The organism is Betaproteobacteria bacterium (assembly GCA_009377585.1).
GTDB lineage: Bacteria > Pseudomonadota > Gammaproteobacteria > Burkholderiales > WYBJ01 > WYBJ01.
In genome coordinates, this window is sequence record WHTS01000110.1 from 1 (window position 1) to 20173 (window position 20173).

A 20173-nucleotide genomic window follows, 5' to 3' on the forward strand; every position below is an offset into this window, starting at 1 on the left:
CTAGCGAGCTTCGCTAAATACCTGACCGCTCGCTCCCTCACCCCCAGCCCTCTCCCGAAGGGAGAGGGGAGCAAAGTGCGGCAAGTGGCCAGCCGCTTGCCGATCGTCAATTTGGAGCGTACATGTCCACGAGGAGGTCGCCAGCGTCCGGAAAAGGGCTTGCTTCGGCGAAAGCCACGGCAGCTTGCAGATCGGATTCGATCCGGCGCTTGATTGCATCGAGGTGGTCTGGCGCAAGCAGGCCACGGGCAACCAGGTCGGCGGCGAAGCGGGCGATCGGATCGCGTGCCTTCCACGCTGCGATCTCCGCTGCCGGACGCGTTTCCGGCGGTGGCGCGTTGCGCATCGCGTGGAAATGCCAGCGATAGGTCTTGCATTCGATGAGCGATGGCCCTTCACCCGCGCGCGTGCGATCCACCGCCGTGCGGATCGCATCGTAAACGGCGAGCACATCGTTGCCGTCGATGGAGGCTCCCGGCATTCCGTATGCGGCAGCGTGCGCGGCAAGCTCCGGCGCGAGGTGCTGCACCTGAACCGCGTTGTTCGCCGCGTACTGATTGTTCTCGCACACGAACACGATCGGCAGAGCCCATACCGAGCTGATATTGAGCGCCTCGTGGAATTCGCCCTCGGAGACCGCGCCATCGCCGAAGAAGCACACAGCCACGTTGCCCTCGCCATCCAGCTGGGCGGCCAGCGCGGCGCCCGTTGCGATCGGCAGCCCCCCGCCGACGATGCCGTTCGCCCCCAGCATGCCGATGGCGAAATCGGCGATGTGCATCGACCCGCCCTTGCCCTTGCAGTAGCCATCGACGCGGCCGAACAGCTCGGCCATCATCCGCTTGATGTCCGCGCCCTTGGCGATGCAGTGGCCGTGGCCGCGATGAGTGCTGGTCACGCGATCGTCGTTGGTCAGGTTCGCGCACACGCCGACCGCGATCGCTTCCTGCCCCACATAGGGATGCACGGTACCGTAGATCTTCCCCGCGCTACGCAGCTTGATCGCGAGCTCGTCGAATTCCCGGATCAGAATCATCTTGCGCAGCATCTCGACCAGGTCGGGCGTCTCGTGGCGCATGAGCAAATAACTCCCTCTCGAAATGGAAAATGCCAATCGCGACCGGAGGATCAGGTACTGCTTCTTGCGTGTCCGCCTGAGGTCTTGCTTGTTGCATGAATTCGAGCCTGGTCGCCCTGCAATAAGCAAGCCCACCGATGACAATCACCGCAGGTGTTCATCGAAGAACCCGATCGAATCCCGCACGGCCCCGATCTGCACGGGATCGGGATCGTAGCTGCCGGCGGCGTTGCGCCGGACATAGACGAACCCGTGGTCGGGATGATCGTACGTCTTCCAGCGCGCGTCCTTGCCGGCTTCCTGCAGAAGGTCGTAAGTCACCCGGAAGATTCCCTGCAACTCGTCGCTGTCGCGTCCCTGCACGAAGATCGGCGTATCGATCGGGCGGATGCGGCTGCGCGCCAGGTCCTCCGTGATGCGGGCACGAACCTTTTCCGGCTCGCGCATGAGCATCTTCTCGACATTGAGCAGCCCCGTGCGCAGATCGATCCGGGCGGATTCATCGGGACGCAGGCGCAGAAACTCGTGCGACGCCGGTTCGGATGCGATCATCGCGTGTATGCCGCAATACTCCGAGGCGATCTTGAGCGCCATCTCGCCGCCGTGGCTCACGCCCATGTAGCCGATGCGCCGAGGATCGATGCCGGGCAGCGTCTTGACGTGCTCGGCGATCGCGATCACGTCCTCGTACTCGAGCGGACCGCGATTGAGCAATTGCCGGCCCTGGCGGATGTCCTGCACGAGCTTGCCGACCCGGTCGTAGGCGTAATCGACCTCGGCACGGTAACGTAGCCAGGCGACCGCGTAGCCGGCGGCAAGGAACTGCTCCTGTGTCCAACTGCTGTTGCGGGTGAACTCGCGCACCACCGCCATCCCGCCGCCGCCGTTTCCGCGCGCGAACAGCACGATCGGAAGCGGCCCGGAGCCTTGCGGATAGCGCAGGCCGATCGGCGCATAGAGGCCGTCGATCATCTCGACGTACATGAGATGGACCGGACAGTCGGAGCCCGGCACCGGTTCGGTGACGGCGACATGCCCGGGGTCGCTTCGGAACGGCTCGGCGCTCAAGGCCCCTCCTCCGCTTCCGCGCGGATGGCCGTAAAGCCGCAATGCTACCCGAAGCCCAGAGCCCCGGTGTCGCGCCGCGTGCCCTCGAGATTGCTTACCGAGTCTCGTGGACCGCTAGATAGTCCCTGTCCGCTCGCAGCTCCGGACGATTGTCGCCTTGGCGCGCGGAACGTATCCCATCGCCTTCTCGCGCGCGCCGCACAGAAGGTGTTGAGTTTGCCGCCGTGGGCCACGACGAGAAATATCGTAGCGCTCATCGTACCTGGATCTTCGCCGCCTTCACGATGTCCTTGTACTTGGCGATATCGTCCCGGATCACCTTGGCGAAGTCGGCCGCGCTGCCCCCGACCGGGGTGGCGCCCTGATTGGCAAGCGTCTGCTTCAATGTCACACCGTCGAGCACCTTATTGATCTCGCGATTCAGCCGCCCGATGCGATCGGCCGGCGTGCCCGCAGGCACCAGGATGCCGAACCAGTTGGTGACGTCGTAGCCAGGAACGCCCGACTCGGCGATCGTCGGCACGTTCGGCAGGGCTGAGGAGCGCTCGAGGCTGCCCACGGCCAGCGCCTTTACCCGGCCGGCTTGCACCTGCGGGATCGCGGCGACTGCGGTGAGGAACAGAAGCTGCACCTGCCCGCCCATCAGGTCGCGCAGCGCCGGCGCGCCGCCCTTGTACGGTACGTGTACGAGCTTCACGCCGGTGCGCATGCCGAGCAGCTCACCGGCAAGATGCGGCGAGGAGCCGCTGCCAGACGAGGCGTAGTTCAGCTTGCCGGGCTGCTTCTTCGCCAGCGCGAGCAGCTCCTGGACGTTGGACGCCGGCACCGATGGATGCGCGAGCAGGACGAACGGCACGGAGGCGACCTGGATTACCGGCGTGAGGTCCTTGACCGGATCGAACGAGAGCTTGTAGACGGCGGCGTTCACCGCATAGCTCGCCGAGACGATCACCAGGTTGTAACCGTCCGATGTGGCCCGCGCGGCGAGCTCGGCGCCGACATTGCCGCCCGCGCCGGGACGGTTGTCGGCGATAACTTGCTGGCCCAGACCCTCGGTGAGCCCCTGGGCTATCAACCGGCCGAGGATGTCCGTGCCGCCGCCGGGCGCGAACGGCACGATCAGGCGCAGCGGCCGCTCGGGGTAAGCGTGCGCGGGCGGCAGGACGAGCACGCCAGCCGTTGCCGCGGAGACGAGCGCGAGCACTCGATGCATCAGGGTCTTGCTCATGGTGTTTTCTCCTCCTCGACGGCCGCCGGTCGCGGCCAAGAAAGTCGGTGTTTGCGGCGGCTGCCAGCGGACATGGGGCGCAGTCCCCGCCAGGCCGACGCGCTTTCGCCATGGCGCGCTTGCGCGATTTGGAAGGCCATCAGCACACCAATGCTCGGCGCAGCAGCACGGGGATATCCTCCAATGCTGCGGCGATGTGCGCGCCGGCGGCGGCGAGCGCGGCACGCTTTGCGCTCGCGCTCTCGTCGTCCGAGCCGATCATCGCCGCGGCGTGACCAAAGCTCATTCCGCGCGGATGGGTTTCCTGGAAGGCGCCGGAGATCAGCGCCACCACCGGCTTGGTGATACGGCCCGCACGCAGCAGCGCGGCGACTTCCTGCTCGTTCGCCGTGCCGGGCTCGCCGAAGATGACCATGGCATCGGTCTCCGCATCCTTCTCGAAGCGCAGCAGGCATTCGCCCATGGTCATGCCCGTGACACGGTCGCCTCCCATCGCGACCGAGGTCGAGATGCCATAGCCGCCCGCGCGCAACGCAAGGCTTATCTCGACGGTCATGCCGCCCGAGCGCGAGCACACGCCGATGCGGCCGGGGTCGTAGAGGCTCGCTGGATCGATCCCCCCCACACCGCCGACCTTGCTCTTGCCCGGCGAGATCACGCCGTTGGTGTTGCAGCCGACCAGCGTGGCACCGGCCGAGCGCGCTGCGGCGACGATGTGCACGACGTCGTGCAGCGGTACGAACTCGGCTGTGATGACGACGAGCTGCAGACAGGCATCCAGCGCCTCGAGCACCGCGGGCCTCACCATCGGCGCTGGCGCATAGACGATGCAGGCGTCGGCCGGCCGCTGGGCCACGGCGCGCGCGACCGTGTCGTAGACCGGGATCCGATGGACCTCCTCGCCGCCGCGCCCGGGGGTCACGCCCGCGACGATACGCGTGCCGTAGCGCAGGCACCACTCGGTGTCGAAGCGCGCCTGGTTGCCGGTGATGCCCTGTACCAGCACGCGGGTGCCGGCGTCGATCAGTATACTCACGCTGGCGCGCTCTCGGCCGCCAGGGCTACGACCTTTGCGACGGCCTCGCGTAGCGTCGTGCCGCGTGGAAGATAGTGGATGTGGTCACGGCCGGCGACCATGGCGCGCGCATCAGCCTCGCCGGCGCCGAAGAGGCGGATCACGACGGGCAGCGCCTCGCGACGCGGGGACAGCTCGTCCAGCACGTCGATCAGCGCACGTACGCGGATGTCAGCGCGGGCCATCTGGGTGAAGTTGAAGCCGACCAGCAACGCGCGCAACCTCGGGTGCTCCAGGATGGCGCGGATGACCGCTTTCATCTTGCGGTCGTCGGAGTGGCTGGGCGGCGTGACCGAGTGGTTCGCCGGGCGCCCGCCGTGCTCGATTACCAGGTCGTGCTGGTATAGACCCGCGCCTCCGCCGCCGACCAGCAGGCCGATGTCGCCGTCGAGCTCGACGTAGCTGCACTCGCCGCCCGGCAGCGTGCGGTTTGCGATTGCGACGGCGCGCTCGCGCGGATTGGCCGGCAGGTCGTCGCTGTCCTCACCAGACTTCCATTCGGGATGGCGGAAGAGCGCGGCCTCGTCCACCGCCATCATCGCGCCGACCAGCGTCGGTGTGCCCGTTGTGGCCACGGCAATGGGGTTCAATTCCAGCAGCAAGGCGTCGGCGGCGACGAAGGATTCGTACAGATCGGCGGTGAGCGCCGCGAGTGCCGGCACCGCACGCCCGGTCGCCCCCGCCGCGATCCACAGTTCCGCAGCGTGCCAGGACGGCAGGCCACGCAGCGGGTCGACGGCCGCGCGCACTATTACCTCGGGTTCGGTCTGCGCGCGAGATTCGATCGCGACGCCGCCGCGGGTGGAAAGCAGCACCTCGGGACGCGCGCACTCGAGAGAGAAGCTTAGATACCATTCGTTCTCGATGTCGATGCGGCGTTCGACCAGTACCCGGCGCACGGGGTAGCCTGAAACCTCCGCACCGATCAGACAGGCGGCCGCGGCGCGCGCGCCGGCCGCGTCGTCGACCAGGCGAATGCCGCCGGCCAACCCGCGGCGGCCCGCAGGGACCAGCGCCTTCAACGCGACCCTGCCCCCGAGCGCCGCGGCAATGCGTTCCGCATCGGCGGGGGTCGCCGCGACCTCACCCACGGGCGCGGGGTGACCGCGTGCGCGCAGGAAGGCCTTGACTCGGTCCTCGGTCAGGCAGCGCATGCGTCAGCGCTCCGACCCGACAGGCAGCAGGCAGCTCGCCTTGCCGACCAGCACCTGCTCACCGGCCCCGTTTTCGCAGCGCACGGAGAAGACGACGCGCACCCCGCTCGGGACGGACTCGCGCGCAGCGAGAGTCGCAACAGGCATCAGCGTCTCGTCGATGGGTACGCTGCGGGTGATACGGTGCTCGATCTCGCCGTGTGCGAACCATGCCGGCCCGCACAGCTCGACCAGGAGACCGACCGTGTATCCGACCCACTGCGTGCCCGATACGACGATCTCGGCGAGCCCCGCTTCGCGCGCGGCATCGCGATCGGTGTGCAGGTTCTTCTCCGGCCAGACGGGCAAGTCGAAGGGCCCTCCGGAGAGCGCGAGGGCGCGGGCGTGCGTAAGCTTGCGGGGGCGGCCGCGGAACTCGGTACCAAGCGAGGCGGCAGCGAGTTCGGCGTTCACGATTTCCGCTCCAGGCCGTAGCTCTTGTTCTTCCCGAGCATGAAGAAGGTGGATGCGAGCTCGCGGTGCAGGACCACGCGGCCGCGCTCGTCGGCGATCGTGGCGACGTAATCCTGGTAGATCCGGCCGCGCTGCTCGTAGGTGTTGGTCACCGTCCAGGTCACGGTGAAACGACTGCCGACATAGCCCGGGTTCAGGTAGCGGCTGCATTCGCGCGCGAACGCCGAACCCATACCCGGCGCTTGGCGGTACGACGGACTGCGGGTACGCGGGCTCATGTGCATCAGCAGTACTGGGTGCACCAACGGCGGTTTGCCGTCGCGGCCTTCCAGATAGATCGGCGCATAGTCCTCCACCGCGTAGAGGAATTGCTGGTTGAGGTCGGGCGTGACCGTGAACTCGAGCGCATCGTAGCGATCGCCCGCTTTCAGTTCGTGCGCGAACTTGCCGTGCAAGTCGAGTCCTCCTCCGAAACGCCGCTACCTGGATGCACGCCGCGGCAGGATCACCACCGCCCAGCCGCCCGCGGTGGTCTCGCCGCGCTGGTCGATGCACTCGATCTCGAGCTTGATACTGCCCGAGCCCGCATCGCGTTCCTGCTTCGACACGACCTTGCCGCGGCAGTAGGTGAGATCACCGATCAGATTGAAGCGCCGCACTTCGCAGTAGAGCTCCGACAGGAAGCCGTCGTCGCCGATCCAGTTGGTCAGCATCGTCGCGACCCATGCGATCCGCTCGGGGCCGTAGTCATAGGCCTCGGGAACCCCGACCGAACGCGCGAGCGCCGAATCCCAGTGCACCGCCTCGGGCGGCTCCGGGATGTTGTAGGGATTGGCGATGCCGGCGGCGGGATGGCGCTGCAGGTAATCGAACCAGTAGCCGTGCGCCTTGATGTATAGCCCGCCCCAGGCTTGCTCGAAAGCGACCGCGGTGGTCGCGGTATACGGGCCGCGCACGATCTCTGGCACCGCCCCGCCAACCGCGACGTCCTCGAAGTACAGTGGCTCACGGCCTCGGCAACGCTCGCGCGCATACAGGCTCGCCACTTCTTCCAGCTGCTCGCGCGTATAGGGCTGCGCCGGTTCGAGCCGCTTGTACTTGCCCTTTTCCTTGGCGGCGACACGCTCGACCCGCATGCCCCAGGAATCGGCCTGCGCAAGCTCTCGACCTTCGCCGTTCAGAAAGCGGATGAGCGAACCCTGCTTGAACATGCGCCCCGCGAACCGGCTCGGCAGCTCCACCAGTTCCTTGAACGTCACTTCCGGCTCGACGCGCTCGCCGACGCGCACCGCTTCGTGCCAGCGCCAGTGCGATCCGGCGAAAAACGAGTGCACGCCCGGCAAGCCACCACGATAGCCGATCGAAATGCGGCTGAAGGCGTAGAGCTGGCACGGCGGCGCGATCAAGCCGCCATGGCGCGAGCTGCGCGCGTACGACTCGTCGACGAACAATCGATTCCGGTCGCCGGTGGCATGCGCCCAGTGCCGGACCGAATCGCGGCTCACCTCGGTGAGATACGGCGGCTCGGAAATAGAAACCTTCTGGCCGATTTTCGAGCGCAGTCGCGCCAGCTCGATATCGCTTGCTACGCCATGTACTCGTTCCATGATCACTCCTGGCGTGCCGCACGCGCGGGCTCGGCGATGATTTTGTCTGCGACCAGACGGTCGATATCGGCGCTCTCCAAGCCCAGCAACGTGCCCAGAACCTCGCGGGTATGCTGCCCGAGCAGCGGAGGCGGCTCGACCGGCGAGCGTTCGGAATGGCCGTCGAAGCGAAGCGGATTGCCGAGCACTTTCACCACGCCCGCCCTCGGGTGCTGCACTTCGCGCACGAACCCGCGTTCGCGCACGATTGGCTGGCTCACCGCCTCCCCGATGCTGTTGACCGCTCCGTGCGGCACATCGGCCGCATCCAGAATCTGCTGCCACTGCGCAACCGTCTTGGTGCGCATGATGGCTTCGATCTGCTGTTCCAGCTCGCCGCGATTGGCGTGGCGGTCTTTCACCGTGCGAAAGCGCGCGTCGGTGATGAGGTCCTCGCGGTCGATCGCGCGACAGAAGTTGCGCCAGAAACTGCCCACGTGCAGCGCCAGAACGATGTGCCCGTCCTTCACCGGCATGAGCCCATAGGGCACGATGTTGTGATGGCTGTTGCCCATGCGCCCGGGGCTCTCCCCGGTCACGAAATAGATCTCGGCGAGATAGCCGAGAAAACCCATCAGACCTTCGAGCAGGCTCAGGTCGATATGCGCGCCCTGGCCGGTGGCATTGCGCTCGTTCAACGCGGCCAGGACCCCGATGGCCGCCCAAACGCCGCCGCCGATGTCGCCCAGCGGCAGGCCGAGCTTGGTGGGCGTGCCGTCGGCGTAGCCGTTGATGCTCATCACACCGCTCAGGGCCTGCGTCACCAAGTCGAAGGAGGGCTTCGCGCTCATCGAGTTGTTGGCGCCGAAGCCGCTGATCGAGCAGACGATCAACCCGGGCTTGAGCGTCTTCAGCGTTTCGTAGCCGAGACCGAGGCGCTCCATCACCCCGGGCCGAAAGTTTTCCAACACGATGTCGCATCGCTTGGCCAGCTCGAGCAGCAGCGCACGCCCTCGGTCGGTTCTCGCATCGAGCGCGACGCTGCGCTTGTTGCGGTTGATAGCGAGAAAGTAGTGGCTCTCGCCACCGACGAACGGTGGAATGGTTCGAGTCTGATCGCCGTCGTCGATCTCCTCCACCTTGATCACCTCGGCACCGAGGTCCGCGAGGATAAGCGAGCAAAACGGCCCCGCCAGCACGCGCGACAGATCAAGTACGCGCACTCCGTGCAGTGGGCCACGACGCTGGCGAACAGAGGTCTCGGTCATCATGGAGAATCGGCATCGGTGCCCCGCCGCGCGCCTACAGGGAGGGACTGCGACCGAGCGATGCGCTGATTATTCGATCGGCTCCGCACGCCCGCAAGGGCAAAGCCGCTCGGCCCACGGTCACTGTTTTACAATGTGAACGAGATGGCACACGCGCAACGACACGGAACTCAGGCAATCGAGCGGGCCGTGCTCGTCCTGCGGGAGCTCGCCGCGCGCGGCAGCATCGGCTGGCGCCTGTCCGATCTCGCTGCCAGCTGTGGACTGGATCGGACCACAACGCACCGGGTGCTCGCCTGTCTGGTGCGCAAGCGCATGGCCGGCCAGCGCGCGAGCGATCGGCGCTACATCCCTGGTCCGCTGCTGTTCGAGCTGGGTCTTTCGCTGCCCGCGATGTCCGCGTTCCAGTCGGCTTGCTCGCTGCCGCTCACGCGCGCCGCTCGCCGCACGCGCGCCGTGTCGCTCTTGTGTTTGCGCAGCGGAGCCGAGCTCGTTTGCGCCGCGCGCGCCGGCGAGATCGAGATCAAGGCGCTCACGATCGACGTCGGCACACGCCGGCCTCTGCTGTTTTCGGTCGGCGGGGTAGCGATACTGACGGGGTTGCCCAAAGCCGAGGCACGCGCGATCGTCGCAGACAACGTGAGGCAGATGGCGCGCTTCGGCAACGCACGCATTCGTACCCTACAGCGCGTTCTGCGTCTCGCCGAAAACCGCGGCTACGCTTCGAGCCAGAACGAGATTGTGCCGGGTGTGAGCGCCTTCGGCGTCCCGATCTACGACGCCCAGGGCGTTGCCTTCGCTTCGATCAGCGTCGTCGGTCCGTCGAGCACCTTCTCGCCCGCACGCACCCATGACGTGGTCGCCACGCTCGAGCGTGAAGCGGACGCGATTTCGCGCGAGGCCGAGCGCCGGCTCGGTGGCGCCGATTGAGCGCGTGCGCGTGCTTGCCGGCACTTCCGTACACCCTTTGAACGGCAAGACGGTCCGATCGCACATTGCCCGGCCGCGCGCGGGTATCGCGCCCCGTGCTTTCCCCTTGGCCGCCGCCTACCGCGGCGCCTGGGAAGCCCAGGAGATCCACGCGCTCCAGCCCGACTTCGCGACGCGCACCCGGCTTTCGACCCATCCGCTGCGCGACGCAAAGACGCAGTCGAGACTGGTGAATACGCTGGCCGAGCTCGGCTTCTAGATCCGCCGGCTCGACAACGAATCGTGTCTGGCGCCTAGGCCACGATGTGGTGCACCGGCAGCTTCGACATCTCCCACTCGCCGGTCCTGGCGTCGTACTTCGAGCCGGTGAACACGTGCCAATCGGCGTCGTCGAGCTTGGGGCAGTCGGCCCGGTAGTAGTAGCCCGGCCAGCGCGTCTCCTTGCGGAACAGGGTGTGCCGCGCAACCGCCTCGGCGGTCACGATCCGATGCTTCAGTTCCCAGGCGCGCTGCAGCTGGTGCAGGCTGTCGGCGCCGACGTTCTCGAAGTCCTCGGTCAGCGTCTGCAGGAGCTCCAGCCCGCGGTTGAGCAGGTTCTCGCTGGTGACGTAGAACATGCTGTAGCCGCCGACGTATTCGTCCATGATTTTCTCGAGACGCTGGAGGCCGTGCAGCGGCGTGATGTAGGCCGGCGCGACCGTGCCGGCGACGATCTCGTTGCGGCCGATGCGGTAGTTTTCCATGGGTTTGTAGACCGTCTGCTTCAGTTCCTCGATGTAGCCCTCGTCGATCCGCGGCGTGTTGGACTTCATGTCCTGCACATAGCGTACGGCCGCCTTGGCCGCGATCCGGCCCTCGGTGAAGGAGCCGGCCGAGAACTTGTGCGCCGATCCGCCGATGGTATCGCCCGCGCCGAACAGGCCCTGCACCGTGGTCATGCGGTTGTAGCCCCACTGATAGTCCGACGGCGCGCAATCCTCGGGACCGCTGGCCCAGGCCCCCGAGCAGGTCGCATGCGAGCCCATGACATAGGGCTCGGAGGTGATCAACTCGGAGGGCTTTTCCTTCGGATCGATGTTCTGCGCGGCCCAGACCACGGCCTGCCCGATCGTCATGTCGAGGAAGTCCTCCCAGCCGAGCTCTTCCTTCTCCGGCGTATCCAGCACGTGCTGGGTGTGCATGTAGATCGGGCCCTTGCCGGCCTTGATCTCTTCGATCATCGCGTGATTGCGCAGGCACGTCGGCATCGGCTGGATATCGACGTAGTGCCCCACGCGCCCCTTGATCTCGGGATAGCGGTCCTTCTCGTAGAACTCGCCGGCCGCGTTGGTCGCGTGCGACTTGAGCAGCAGGAACCAGGCGCCGACCGGGCCGTAGCCGTCCTTGAAGCGCGCCAGCACGATCCGGTTCTCCATCTGTGTCATGGTCGCGCCGGTCGGGATGAGCAGGCCGTAGGCCGAGGCCGTGCTCCACGGTGCGTACCACGTCCGGCCCATGCCCTCGCCCACCGAACGCGGCCGGTAGATATGCGATCCGCCGCCGGCGCCGACGATCACGGCCTTGGCGCGGAAGACGTAGAAATCGCCGTTGCGCACGTTGAAGCCCACCGCACCCGCGACCCGGTTCGGCTGCACCGTATCCATCAACAGGTGAGTGACCATGATGCGGTTGTAGACCGTGGTGGCGGATTTGCGCGCAGCCTCCGCGACGATCGGCTTGTAGCTCTCGCCGTGGATCATGATCTGCCACTTGCCTTCGCGCAGATAGCGCCCGGTCTGCGGGTTCTTCAGGATCGGCAGGCCCCACTCTTCGAACTTGTGCACCGTCGAGTCGACGTGGCGGGCGATGTCGTAGACCAGGTCCTCGCGCACCAGGCCCATCAAGTCCCCGCGCGTGTAGCGCACGAAATCCTCGGGCTGGTTCTCGCTCCACTGCATACCCATGTAGCAGTTGATGGCCGAAAGCCCCTGGGCTACCGCGCCACTGCGCTCGACGTTGGCCTTCTCCACCAGCACGATGTTGAGGTCCCGCCCCCAGTAGCGCGATTCGTAGGCGGCGCCGCAGCCGCCGAAGCCGCCGCCTATGACGAGGATGTCCGAATCGACGAAGCGCGTTCTTCTGGCCATTGCATTACGCCTTTGCTTGCTTTGCGGGGATGGTCTTCTGTTCCAGCGTGGGAAGGGCGTCGATGTGCAGCGCGGTCGGCTCGTGCGCGAGCATCTGGGTGCCGAAGGCCGCCGCGTCCGGCTTCTCGTATTCCCCCGCCGCCTTGATCGATCCCCACGGCGTGGTCCGGATCGGAAAAGCGAATTCCTTGATCCGGCCATCTCGGTAGCGGATCTTCCACGAGATCACGCCCTTCTCGGGCTCGCGCAGCACGCGCACCTTGTGGCCCAGCGGGGCGAAGTCGGCATAGCCGCGCACGTCGATCGCGTTCTGCGGGCAGGCCTTCACGCAGGAGTAGCACTCCCAGCAGAAGTTGGGCTCGATGTTGTACGACCGGCGGTACACCGGGTCGATGTGCATGATGTCGGACGGACAGATGTCGACGCATTCGCCGCAGCCATCGCATCGGGTCATGTCGGTATAGGTGGGCATGGCGATCAGCTCCGCACGATGTAGTTTTCGGTGGACGGCCGGGGCAGATCGGAGGAGCCGTCGGCCTCCTCCACTCGGCGCTGGAAAGCGACCGCCGGCTTGAAGAACATGTGAGCGAACTTGGACCAGACGACGGTGCCGAACAGGACCGTCGTGAAGAACAGGTAGATGCCGAATGTGATCCAGATGGCGGCCGGGTTGGCTGCGGCCGCGCTCATCGCGTGCCAGACGAGCGCCGAAAGCACGCTCAGGATGAGCGAGCCGACGAACAGGTCCGCGCGCCCGACGTGAAACGGCGAGTCGCCGTCGAAGGCGACGTTCACCCGCAGGAAGAAGAAGAACCATAGGCCTCCGACCAGGACCATGCATGCGCCCAGCGTCCACAGGGCCGGCAGGGCGCTGTCCGGACGCGCATTGTCCGGGTAGGAAAAGACGAGACAGGCGGTGGAGATCACGTAGAGGATGAAACCGTACATCATCAAGAGGTGCGACAGGCGCCGGGGCCACTTGCAGAATTCGCCCGAGACCGCCGCCTCGGCAACCGTCTCTACCGCGAGCATCAACTTCTCGCCGCCGCCGAGCTCGCGTTCCGCCCGCGCGCGCGACTCCTTCTTGCGGCGCTCGAAAAACTTCGCGCTCCCCTTGTGAGCGACGTCGAACAGCGTGCCGGCGATCACCGCCAGCACCATCAGCACGACGTAGGTCTGCATGAACGCTGCCGACAGGCCAGCAGCTACCTGAGCGAACGGGTTGATCGAAAACATGCGTGGTCTCCACTTGCGCGCCGGTGCTTGCTCGGGCGCGGCGCGAGGAATCGGCTGGAAGTCCGGCTCGAAAGGGATTCTTGTAGACGAGCCGATAGCGGGCGATTATGCCGCTCAGGTTGCGGGTTGCGGATAAAACTCCCGCATCACGCAATAGGGCGACTCGATGGGTCGGCGTCGACCGTCTCCGTGACGCCGAGCCGGAGTCCGTAACGTGGACATGGCGACGCGGCGCGTTTCCGCCCTGTTCGGGCCAGGGAAGCGCGGCCGTGGTTGCATTCGGATATTCCGATCGCGCCAGGCGGATTACACTCCCCTGCATTGCGGAAAGCGGCTTTGTCGGCCACTTTCCGGACAATCGACACGACTACCCGGAGGAGTGAAATCATGGCTGAAGCCGTTAAGCTGCCCAATCCCGTCAAGGAATGCTTCAAGGCCGGCCGGCCGGCGCTCGGCATGCTGGCGCGCCTGGGCCGCTCGGGCGACATCGCGCGCCTGGCGAAGACGACCGGTCACGACTTCGTCATGATCGACATGCAGCACGCGATCTTCAACCTCGAGACCGTGGCGCACATCGCCTCGACGGCATTGGGCTGCGGCATTGCACCGGTCGCGCGCGTGCGCAGCTGCGACGATCAGGACACGGCCGTGCTGCTCGACAACGGCATCATGGGCATCGTATTTCCGGACGTGAACACTGCAGCGGAAGCCAAGCGCGCGGTCGACCGGTCGAAGTATCCGCCGGTGGGCCGGCGCTCGGTCGCCGGCGCAGTTCCCATGTTCGATTTCCGCCCGGTTCCCGCTCCCGAGGCCGTGCGCGCGCTCGACGACAACACGCTGGTCGTTTGCATGATCGAGACGCCGGAGGGGCTCGCGAACGTGGAACAGATCGCGGCGGTGCCGGGCGTGGACGTCGTTCACGTCGGATCGAGCGATCTGCTGACGGCGATGGGCACACCCGGCGCTTACGGCACGCCGGAGCACCTGGCCGCGCTCGACAAGGTGATGGCCGCAGCCAAGAAGCACGGCAAGATCGCCGGCGTCGGCGGCGATCGCAACATCCCGCGGCAGGTCGACTTCATTCGCAAGGGCGCGCGCTTTCTCACCACGAACAGCGACATCGCGTTCGTCCTGGCGGAGGGCACACGTGTCACTGGCGAGTTGCGCAAGGCGCTGGAGGCGCGCTGAGCCCTGCGCCGTTCGTAGTGCACACGATAACCCGAGGAGGAGGCATCAAGATGAGGAACGCTCTGTCGTCGACGATCATCGCCGTGGCGATCGCCTGCCTGGCCGCGCCCGCCACCGCACAGGACTATCCGAGCCGGCCGCTGCGCGTGATCGTTCCGCTGCCGGCGGGCGGCGCGGTCGATACGGTGGTGCGCAGCATGGCGCACCGGCTGATGGGGAGCATCGGCGAGAACGTCATCGTCGACAACCGTCCGGGAGCGGGCGGCAGTATCGGAATGGAAACGGCGATGGCGGCATCGCCCGACGGTTACACGGTGGTGGCCATCGGCGCGACTCAGCTCATCTATCCACTCATCTACAAGGCGCGCTACGATCTGCTGCGCGATTTCGAGCCGGTGTCGCAAATGACCGCGCAGGGCTACGTGGTCATCGTGCATCCCTCGTTGCCGGTGCACTCGGTATCCGATCTCGTGCAGCACCTGAAGGCCAACCCGGGCAAGCTCAATTTCGCCTCCTCGGGGATCGGCGGAACCATCCATCTGACCGGCGAGCTCTTCATGGACGCGACCGGCACCCAGATGACGCACGTGCCCTACAAGGGCGGCGGACCGGCGCTGACGGATGTCATCCGGGGCGAGGTCCAGATGCATTTCTCGGTGGTGATCTCGGCCATCCCGCACATCCAGAGCGGCCGCTTGAAGCCGCTGGCGATCGGCGGCGAGCAGCGCTTCGTGACGCTGCCTCGAGTGCCCACTTTCGCCGAAGCGGGACTTGCGGGTTTCGATCTGCGGCCGTGGCAAGGCATGTTCGCGCCCGCCGGCACGCCACGGCCGATCGTCGATCGCTTGTCGGGCGAGGTCGGGAAGATCGTTTCGATGCCCGAGGTGAGAGATAAGCTCGTGAGCCTCGGCATGGAGCCGCTCGTGTCCACGCCGGAGCAGTTCGCCGTGCTGCTGCAGGCGGACATGGCGAAGGCGGCGAAAGTCATCAAGGTCGCGAACATCCGGCTGAATTGAGCAGACGGCCGAAACGCTACGACAACGCAGGCCCTGTCAGCCGATAAGCGTCGCCGTCGACCCCCACCCGTCCCTCTTGCTGCAGCTTGACGAGATGACTCTCGACCTGGCGCCTCGCAAGATGCCGCACGCCTTCGCGAACGTCGGCATACAGCGCGCCGGCAATCCGCTCGATGCTCATGGGCTCCTGCGCGAGCAGCGCGACGATCTGCTGCTCGCGCTCGTGGCGGTGCGCGATGAGCCCGGTCAGCTTCGCACGCGGGTCGGTCACGACGGGTCCCTGCCCCGGGTAGATCACGCCTGGATCGCAGCGCAGGAATTTCTCCATCGTGCGCAGGTAAAGCGAAATCTCGCCTTCGCCCGGGTTGATGACCGAGCTGCCGATGCCCATGACGTTGTCACCGGTGAAGAGTGCGCGGGTCTCGCGCACGAAAACGGCGAGGCTTCCATACGTATGCCCGGGGGCTTCGATGAATTCGAGCGTCAGGTCGCCCAGGCTCAGGGTCTCGCCGTCGCGCACCGGCCGGTCCACTTTCGCGGCCTGCATGCGCCCTTCGATCGCCTCCTTTTCCGCGACCGAAGCGATGATCGGCGGATTGCCGCAAGCCCTCTGGATCGCGGGGGCGTTGCCCCAATGCGGCGGATGCCGATGGGTTACGACGATGCATTCGAGCGTCGGCCGGCCGATGCGCTCCCAATACTCGATCCGTGCCTTCGCCTCGCCCGGCCGATCCCATCCAGTATCGATGAATGCGGCGCCTTTCGCGCCGACGATCAGATAGGTGTTGGTGACGCCGGTTGCGTGCTGCAGATCGGTGAGAACATTATGGATGCCGGGAGCGATTTCCATCGCGGACTCTGCAGGTCGAACGATTTCCCTCGGGCGGCGGTTTCGTGGCGCAAGCTGCGCCCGCCCACGAGCACGGCAAGCAGCGGCGCGGGCCTCGACCGCCTCGTCAGCCGGCGCTCGCGACCGCCCGACCGCGGCGCCGTGACCAGAGCGCTGCAAAGACCGGATACAGCACCGCCAACAGCGCGAAGGCCAGGATCCCGGCGCTCACCGGCCGCGTGACGAAGATGTCCGGGCTGCCGAGCGACATCTGCATCGACTGGCGCAGCGCCTTCTCCACCATCGGTCCGAGCACCAGCGCCAGGACCAGCGGAGCCGGCGGATAGTTGTACATGCGCATGACGAAGCCGATGCCGCCGAAAAGTATCGCCACCGCCACGTTGAAGACGCTGTTTTCGACGCTGTACACCCCGAACATCGAGATGCCGATGATGATCGGGATCAGCACGGCATAGGGGATGCGCAGGATGCTCGCAAACACGGGCGCGAGCGGCAGGTTGAGAATCAGCAGCATGACATTGCCGACGTACATGCTGGCGGCCATACCCCAGAACACTTCCGGATGCGTGCTCATCAGCAGCGGCCCGGGCTGCAAGCCGTAAAGGGTCAATGCGCCGAGCATGACGGCGGTCGTGCCCGAGCCGGGAATGCCGAGCGCCATCAGCGGCACCAGCGCGCCCGTGGACGCGGCGTTGTTGGCCGACTCCGGCGCGGCCACCCCTTCGATGACCCCGGTGCCGAATTGCTCCGGGCGGCGTGAAACGCGCCGCTCGGCGGCATAGGCGAGGAACGACGAGATGGTCGCGCCCGCACCCGGCAGCACGCCGACGAAAAAGCCGATCAACGTGCCGCGCCCGATGGCGCCCCACGAGTCGCGCCAGTCCTGGCGCGTGGGAAGCAGTCCGCTCAGCGTGGCCTTGATGGGCTCGACGCGCACCGGTCGGTAGATGTTGGACAGAATCTCGGCGATGGCAAACAAACCTACCGCGACGGGAAGGAAATCGAGCCGGTCGAGCAATTCGACCTGCCCGAAGGTATAGCGCGGCTGGCCCATCATGAGATCGATGCCGATGGTTCCCATGAGAAGCCCCGCCATCGCCATCGCCAGGCCCTTCAGCATGGAGCCTCCGGTGAGGCTCGCAAGGGTGGTCAGCCCCAGCACCATGAGGGCGAAGTATTCCGGGGGACCGAAGGTCACGGCCCACTCCGCAAGCGGCGGAGCGGAAAGGGTCAGGAGCACCACGCTCAGCGTGCCGGCGATGAACGAGCCCAGGGCGGCCATCCCCAGCGCAGCGCCCGCCCGGCCCTTCAGCGCCATCTGATAGCCGTCCAGGGTGGTCATCACCGAGGCAGATTCGCCCGGCGTGTTGATCAGCACCGAGGTGATCGTGCCACCGTACATCGCGCCATAGTAGATCCCGGCGAGCATGATCATGGCCGTGACCGGCGACATGCCGAAAGTCACCGGCAGCAGCAGGGCGACGCCGGCGGACGGGCCGATGCCCGGCAGCGCACCGATAATGGTGCCAAGCAGCACGCCGAGGAACGCGAACATCAGGTTGACCGGCGTCGTCGCGAGCGAAAAACCGAGCAGCAGGTGGTCGAAGTTCATGGCGCCTCAGAATCCCAGGGGGCCTTTTGGAATCGGAACGTTCAGGAGATAGACGAACACGAAATAGAAGAAAACGACCGTGGCCAGACTGACCCCCACGCCAATCACGACGGAATGGCGCTGCACCACCAGAGTGAGATAGAGCAGGAAGACCAGAATCGACAGCGCCAGGCCCAGCCACGGCACGACGAAGATCATCGCGGCCAGGCCGACCAGCGTCAGAATCACCCGCAGGGCGCCCCATTTCTCCAGTGCAGGCGCCTTCGCCTCGGACGCCCCGTTTCGCATCGCCCGGAATCCATGGACAGCGACCAGTAGCGATACGCACAAGCCGATCGCGCTCAACCAGACCGGGGCGAACCCCGGCCCGGGCGAGAACTCGGTGCCGTACTGGAAGCTCCACCCTTCCCACAGGGCGGCACCGAAGAACAGCGACAGGATCAGCCCGCCGTAGAAGTCGGCGCGCGTCATGGCCTTCTCCTCCTCCGCGCAGCCATCGCGGGACGCGACAAGAGATCTCTACTTCTTCTTCAGGATGCCCAGCTCGGTCAAGATCTCGGTGTAGGACTTGTTCTCCTCTTCCAGATACTTGACGGCCTCGGCGCCAACCTTGAGCAGCGGGCGCAAGCCGTTATCGTCGAGGTACTTCTTGAAGCCGGCCGACTTCGCCATCTTCACCATCGCGTCCTCCCAGAACTGCGCCTGGTCCTTGGTGATGCCGCCAGCGGCCACGACGCCGCGAAATTGATCCAGCGTCACGTTGATCCCGAGCTCCTTCGCAGTCGGCACGTCCTTCCACTTCTCGAGCCGCTCCGGGGAGAACATCGCGAGCGCCCGCAGCCGCTTCGCCTTGATCAGCTCCGTGGCCTCGCTTGGATTCGGGCTTCCGAAGTCGACGTTACCGCCGAGCAGCGCCGCATTCACCTCGCCACCGCTCTGGAACACGATGAAGTTCAACTTGATACCGGCGGCTTTCTCCAGGCGGTGCTTTATGATGGCGTCCGATCCGGAAGGGCTGGCACCGCCCACCCGAATGCCATTGGGCTTCTTCTTCGCTGCGGCAATCAGGTCCTTGAGCGTCTTGTACGGCGAGTCCGCGCGCACCACACCGACATAATCCTCGACGGCAAGGACCGCGGTATTGGTGAAATTCTTGTAGCTGACCGGCGAATGCCCCTGAATGGGCGTCGTGAGATAGCCGACTGTCATGGACGCGATCACGTGCGGATCGCCTTTCTTGCCGTTCAGGTACGAGTACGCGACCGCGCCGCTGCCGCCCGGCTTGTTGACCACGTTGATGGGCACCGTGACGATCTTCTCATCCGCAAGAATCTTGGCTATCGAGCGGGCGAAGATGTCGCTGCCGCCGCCGGCAGCCGCCTGCACGACGAACTCCACCGGCTTTTCCGGCTTCCACGCCGAGCTCTGGGCGGCAAGGACTGTGGCGGCCGGCATGAATGCAATCGCAGCGGCAATGGTCGCAGCATGAAACGCGGCATGGCGCATGACTTCTCCTCCTGGTGGGCGTCCGGTGGTCCGGACGGGCGTTGCGAAGCGCAATTGCGCGCCAGTATCCTGCGGCTGATCCTCCGCCGTCAACACAAGCCGCCGTACGGTCGTGTGTGTCGTCACGCCCCGGCCGGATTTACCATAGCAGCCGGCCATGCCATGACGAGGTTCGCATGAGTCCCAACCGAGCGCTTCCTGCCCTGCTTCCTGTCCTCCTGCCCGCCTTGCTTCTCGCCGCGTGCGGCGGCATCCAGAGCGTCGTGCCGCAGCAGTCCACACTGGCCGAGGTGCGCGACCGGATGGGCCGCCCCACGGATATCCGCTTCGATCGCGACGGCAACGAACTGTGGGAATATGCAACCGGCCCGGTGGGCGACCAGACGTGGCTCATTCGCGCCGCCGGGGACGGCCGCGTGCTCGACGTGACGCAATTGATCACCCAGGCGCAGTTCGCCAGGATCGTGCGCCATAGCAGCACCAAGGAGCAGGTGCGCGCCCTGCTCGGAATGCCATCCGAATTGCAGTATTTCGGGGGCGAAGCGGTCTGGTCGTGGCGCATGCGCATCAGCCCGCAATCGGGGTACTACTCCGTGCGCTTCAACCGCGATGGGGTTGCCGTGGAAACGCTGGTGATCATGGATGCGAGCCGCGACGAGCGCGATCGGGATCGCGGCGGCGATCGAGGCAGGCGCTAACGTAATCGGCGTGATCGGGGACAGACCACGATTTCGCCACTGCCACTGTAATCGTGGTCCGACCTTGCTGACCGTAATTTCCCGGCTCTATTGTTTTCCCA

At 66.0% G+C, this 20173-nt stretch carries 21 protein-coding genes; 5 read left to right on the forward strand and 16 right to left on the reverse strand.

All coding sequences use genetic code 11. The features are described from left to right. Positions 1–106 precede the first annotated feature (106 nt). The 9 genes from GEV05_24605 to GEV05_24645 form a co-directional block, all read right to left on the reverse strand. Complete coding sequence (locus GEV05_24605; protein ID MPZ46509.1) at positions 107–1078, reverse strand: pyruvate dehydrogenase (acetyl-transferring) E1 component subunit alpha; 972 nt, start codon at positions 1076–1078, stop codon at positions 107–109. A 144-nt stretch (positions 1079–1222) separates the two neighbouring features. Then, positions 1223–2146 carry a prolyl oligopeptidase family serine peptidase gene (locus GEV05_24610; protein ID MPZ46510.1) on the reverse strand — a complete coding sequence of 308 codons (924 nt, stop codon included), beginning with the start codon at positions 2144–2146 and terminating at the stop codon, positions 1223–1225. Positions 2147–2399: 253 nt separating this feature from the next. Continuing rightward, on the reverse strand, positions 2400–3374 hold the full coding sequence (locus GEV05_24615) for a tripartite tricarboxylate transporter substrate binding protein (GenBank protein MPZ46511.1): 975 nt from the start codon (positions 3372–3374) through the stop codon (positions 2400–2402). 139 nt (positions 3375–3513) lie between these two features. Further along, complete coding sequence (locus GEV05_24620) at positions 3514–4410, reverse strand: succinate--CoA ligase subunit alpha (protein MPZ46512.1); 897 nt, start codon at positions 4408–4410, stop codon at positions 3514–3516. Further along, positions 4407–5603: a hypothetical protein gene (locus GEV05_24625; GenBank protein ID MPZ46513.1), complete on the reverse strand. Its 1197-nt coding sequence runs from the start codon at positions 5601–5603 to the stop codon at positions 4407–4409. Before GEV05_24625 ends, GEV05_24620 begins: the two co-directional genes overlap by 4 nt. A gap of 3 nt (positions 5604–5606) precedes the next feature. Continuing rightward, positions 5607–6056, reverse strand: coding sequence for a hypothetical protein (locus GEV05_24630; protein ID MPZ46514.1), 450 nt, complete (start codon positions 6054–6056; stop codon positions 5607–5609). Beyond that, positions 6053–6511: a hypothetical protein gene (locus GEV05_24635; GenBank protein ID MPZ46515.1), complete on the reverse strand. Its 459-nt coding sequence runs from the start codon at positions 6509–6511 to the stop codon at positions 6053–6055. Before GEV05_24635 ends, GEV05_24630 begins: the two co-directional genes overlap by 4 nt. Positions 6512–6535: 24 nt before the next feature. Then, positions 6536–7663, reverse strand: a complete 1128-nt coding sequence (locus GEV05_24640) for an acyl dehydratase (protein MPZ46516.1) — start codon at positions 7661–7663, stop codon at positions 6536–6538. 2 nt (positions 7664–7665) lie between these two features. Beyond that, positions 7666–8913 carry a CoA transferase gene (locus tag GEV05_24645; protein ID MPZ46517.1) on the reverse strand — a complete coding sequence of 416 codons (1248 nt, stop codon included), beginning with the start codon at positions 8911–8913 and terminating at the stop codon, positions 7666–7668. A gap of 141 nt (positions 8914–9054) precedes the next feature. Here GEV05_24645 and GEV05_24650 point away from each other — a divergent pair, with 141 nt between their 5' ends. Next, a complete protein-coding gene (locus GEV05_24650; GenBank protein MPZ46518.1) occupies positions 9055–9840 on the forward strand; it encodes a helix-turn-helix domain-containing protein in 786 nt (261 codons plus the stop codon). Further along, entirely contained in the window at positions 9827–10099 is a 273-nt protein-coding gene (locus GEV05_24655; GenBank protein ID MPZ46519.1) for a hypothetical protein, read from the forward strand. Before GEV05_24650 ends, GEV05_24655 begins: the two co-directional genes overlap by 14 nt. Before the next feature lie 34 nt (positions 10100–10133). Here GEV05_24655 and GEV05_24660 read toward each other — a convergent pair whose 3' ends face one another. Genes GEV05_24660 through GEV05_24670 form a run of 3 tightly spaced genes read right to left on the reverse strand, consistent with a single transcriptional unit; the run spans position 10134 to position 13202 of the window. Beyond that, entirely contained in the window at positions 10134–11966 is a 1833-nt protein-coding gene (locus GEV05_24660) for an adenylyl-sulfate reductase subunit alpha (protein ID MPZ46520.1), read from the reverse strand. 4 nt (positions 11967–11970) lie between these two features. Continuing rightward, positions 11971–12438 carry an adenylyl-sulfate reductase subunit beta gene (gene aprB / locus GEV05_24665; protein ID MPZ46521.1) on the reverse strand — a complete coding sequence of 156 codons (468 nt, stop codon included), beginning with the start codon at positions 12436–12438 and terminating at the stop codon, positions 11971–11973. 5 nt (positions 12439–12443) lie between these two features. Then, positions 12444–13202 carry an adenylyl-sulfate reductase gene (locus GEV05_24670; GenBank protein MPZ46522.1) on the reverse strand — a complete coding sequence of 253 codons (759 nt, stop codon included), beginning with the start codon at positions 13200–13202 and terminating at the stop codon, positions 12444–12446. Between the two features lie 387 nt (positions 13203–13589). Here GEV05_24670 and GEV05_24675 point away from each other — a divergent pair, with 387 nt between their 5' ends. Both GEV05_24675 and GEV05_24680 read left to right on the forward strand, forming a co-directional pair. Further along, positions 13590–14390 carry an aldolase gene (locus tag GEV05_24675; protein ID MPZ46523.1) on the forward strand — a complete coding sequence of 267 codons (801 nt, stop codon included), beginning with the start codon at positions 13590–13592 and terminating at the stop codon, positions 14388–14390. Between the two features lie 50 nt (positions 14391–14440). Continuing rightward, on the forward strand, positions 14441–15406 hold the full coding sequence (locus GEV05_24680) for a tripartite tricarboxylate transporter substrate binding protein (protein MPZ46524.1): 966 nt from the start codon (positions 14441–14443) through the stop codon (positions 15404–15406). Positions 15407–15422: 16 nt separating this feature from the next. Here the strand turns inward: GEV05_24680 and GEV05_24685 are convergent, their stop codons facing one another. The 4 genes from GEV05_24685 to GEV05_24700 all read right to left on the reverse strand — a co-directional run bounded on the left by GEV05_24685 (position 15423) and on the right by GEV05_24700 (position 19533). Next, positions 15423–16256 (reverse strand): MBL fold metallo-hydrolase, encoded by an 834-nt coding sequence (locus GEV05_24685; protein MPZ46525.1) that lies wholly within the window; start codon positions 16254–16256, stop codon positions 15423–15425. Positions 16257–16362: 106 nt separating this feature from the next. Further along, the gene (locus GEV05_24690) at positions 16363–17868 is read right to left on the reverse strand and encodes a tripartite tricarboxylate transporter permease (GenBank protein ID MPZ46526.1); all 1506 of its coding nucleotides are present in this window, start codon (positions 17866–17868) and stop codon (positions 16363–16365) included. A 6-nt stretch (positions 17869–17874) separates the two neighbouring features. Beyond that, the gene (locus tag GEV05_24695) at positions 17875–18339 is read right to left on the reverse strand and encodes a hypothetical protein (protein ID MPZ46527.1); all 465 of its coding nucleotides are present in this window, start codon (positions 18337–18339) and stop codon (positions 17875–17877) included. A 48-nt stretch (positions 18340–18387) separates the two neighbouring features. Beyond that, positions 18388–19533 carry a tripartite tricarboxylate transporter substrate binding protein gene (locus tag GEV05_24700; protein ID MPZ46528.1) on the reverse strand — a complete coding sequence of 382 codons (1146 nt, stop codon included), beginning with the start codon at positions 19531–19533 and terminating at the stop codon, positions 18388–18390. A 17-nt stretch (positions 19534–19550) separates the two neighbouring features. Here GEV05_24700 and GEV05_24705 point away from each other — a divergent pair, with 17 nt between their 5' ends. Further along, positions 19551–20072 (forward strand): hypothetical protein, encoded by a 522-nt coding sequence (locus tag GEV05_24705; protein MPZ46529.1) that lies wholly within the window; start codon positions 19551–19553, stop codon positions 20070–20072. Positions 20073–20173: the final 101 nt, after the last annotated feature.

What these genes read in the sequence shown, in the direction of transcription:
- GEV05_24605 (MPZ46509.1), bottom strand. Translation starts at nt 1,078, where the DNA reads ATGCGCCACGAGACGCCCGACCTGGTCGAGATGCTGCGCAAGATGATT.
- GEV05_24615 (MPZ46511.1), bottom strand. Translation starts at nt 3,374, where the DNA reads ATGAGCAAGACCCTGATGCATCGAGTGCTCGCGCTCGTCTCCGCGGCA.
- GEV05_24625 (MPZ46513.1), bottom strand. Translation starts at nt 5,603, where the DNA reads ATGCGCTGCCTGACCGAGGACCGAGTCAAGGCCTTCCTGCGCGCACGC.
- GEV05_24640 (MPZ46516.1), bottom strand. Translation starts at nt 7,663, where the DNA reads ATGGAACGAGTACATGGCGTAGCAAGCGATATCGAGCTGGCGCGACTG.
- GEV05_24645 (MPZ46517.1), bottom strand. Translation starts at nt 8,913, where the DNA reads ATGATGACCGAGACCTCTGTTCGCCAGCGTCGTGGCCCACTGCACGGA.
- GEV05_24650 (MPZ46518.1), top strand. Translation starts at nt 9,055, where the DNA reads ATGGCACACGCGCAACGACACGGAACTCAGGCAATCGAGCGGGCCGTG.
- GEV05_24660 (MPZ46520.1), bottom strand. Translation starts at nt 11,966, where the DNA reads ATGGCCAGAAGAACGCGCTTCGTCGATTCGGACATCCTCGTCATAGGC.
- aprB (MPZ46521.1), bottom strand. Translation starts at nt 12,438, where the DNA reads ATGCCCACCTATACCGACATGACCCGATGCGATGGCTGCGGCGAATGC.
- GEV05_24670 (MPZ46522.1), bottom strand. Translation starts at nt 13,202, where the DNA reads ATGTTTTCGATCAACCCGTTCGCTCAGGTAGCTGCTGGCCTGTCGGCA.
- GEV05_24675 (MPZ46523.1), top strand. Translation starts at nt 13,590, where the DNA reads ATGGCTGAAGCCGTTAAGCTGCCCAATCCCGTCAAGGAATGCTTCAAG.
- GEV05_24680 (MPZ46524.1), top strand. Translation starts at nt 14,441, where the DNA reads ATGAGGAACGCTCTGTCGTCGACGATCATCGCCGTGGCGATCGCCTGC.
- GEV05_24685 (MPZ46525.1), bottom strand. Translation starts at nt 16,256, where the DNA reads ATGGAAATCGCTCCCGGCATCCATAATGTTCTCACCGATCTGCAGCAC.
- GEV05_24690 (MPZ46526.1), bottom strand. Translation starts at nt 17,868, where the DNA reads ATGAACTTCGACCACCTGCTGCTCGGTTTTTCGCTCGCGACGACGCCG.
- GEV05_24695 (MPZ46527.1), bottom strand. Translation starts at nt 18,339, where the DNA reads ATGACGCGCGCCGACTTCTACGGCGGGCTGATCCTGTCGCTGTTCTTC.
- GEV05_24700 (MPZ46528.1), bottom strand. Translation starts at nt 19,533, where the DNA reads ATGGCCGGCTGCTATGGTAAATCCGGCCGGGGCGTGACGACACACACG.
- GEV05_24705 (MPZ46529.1), top strand. Translation starts at nt 19,551, where the DNA reads ATGAGTCCCAACCGAGCGCTTCCTGCCCTGCTTCCTGTCCTCCTGCCC.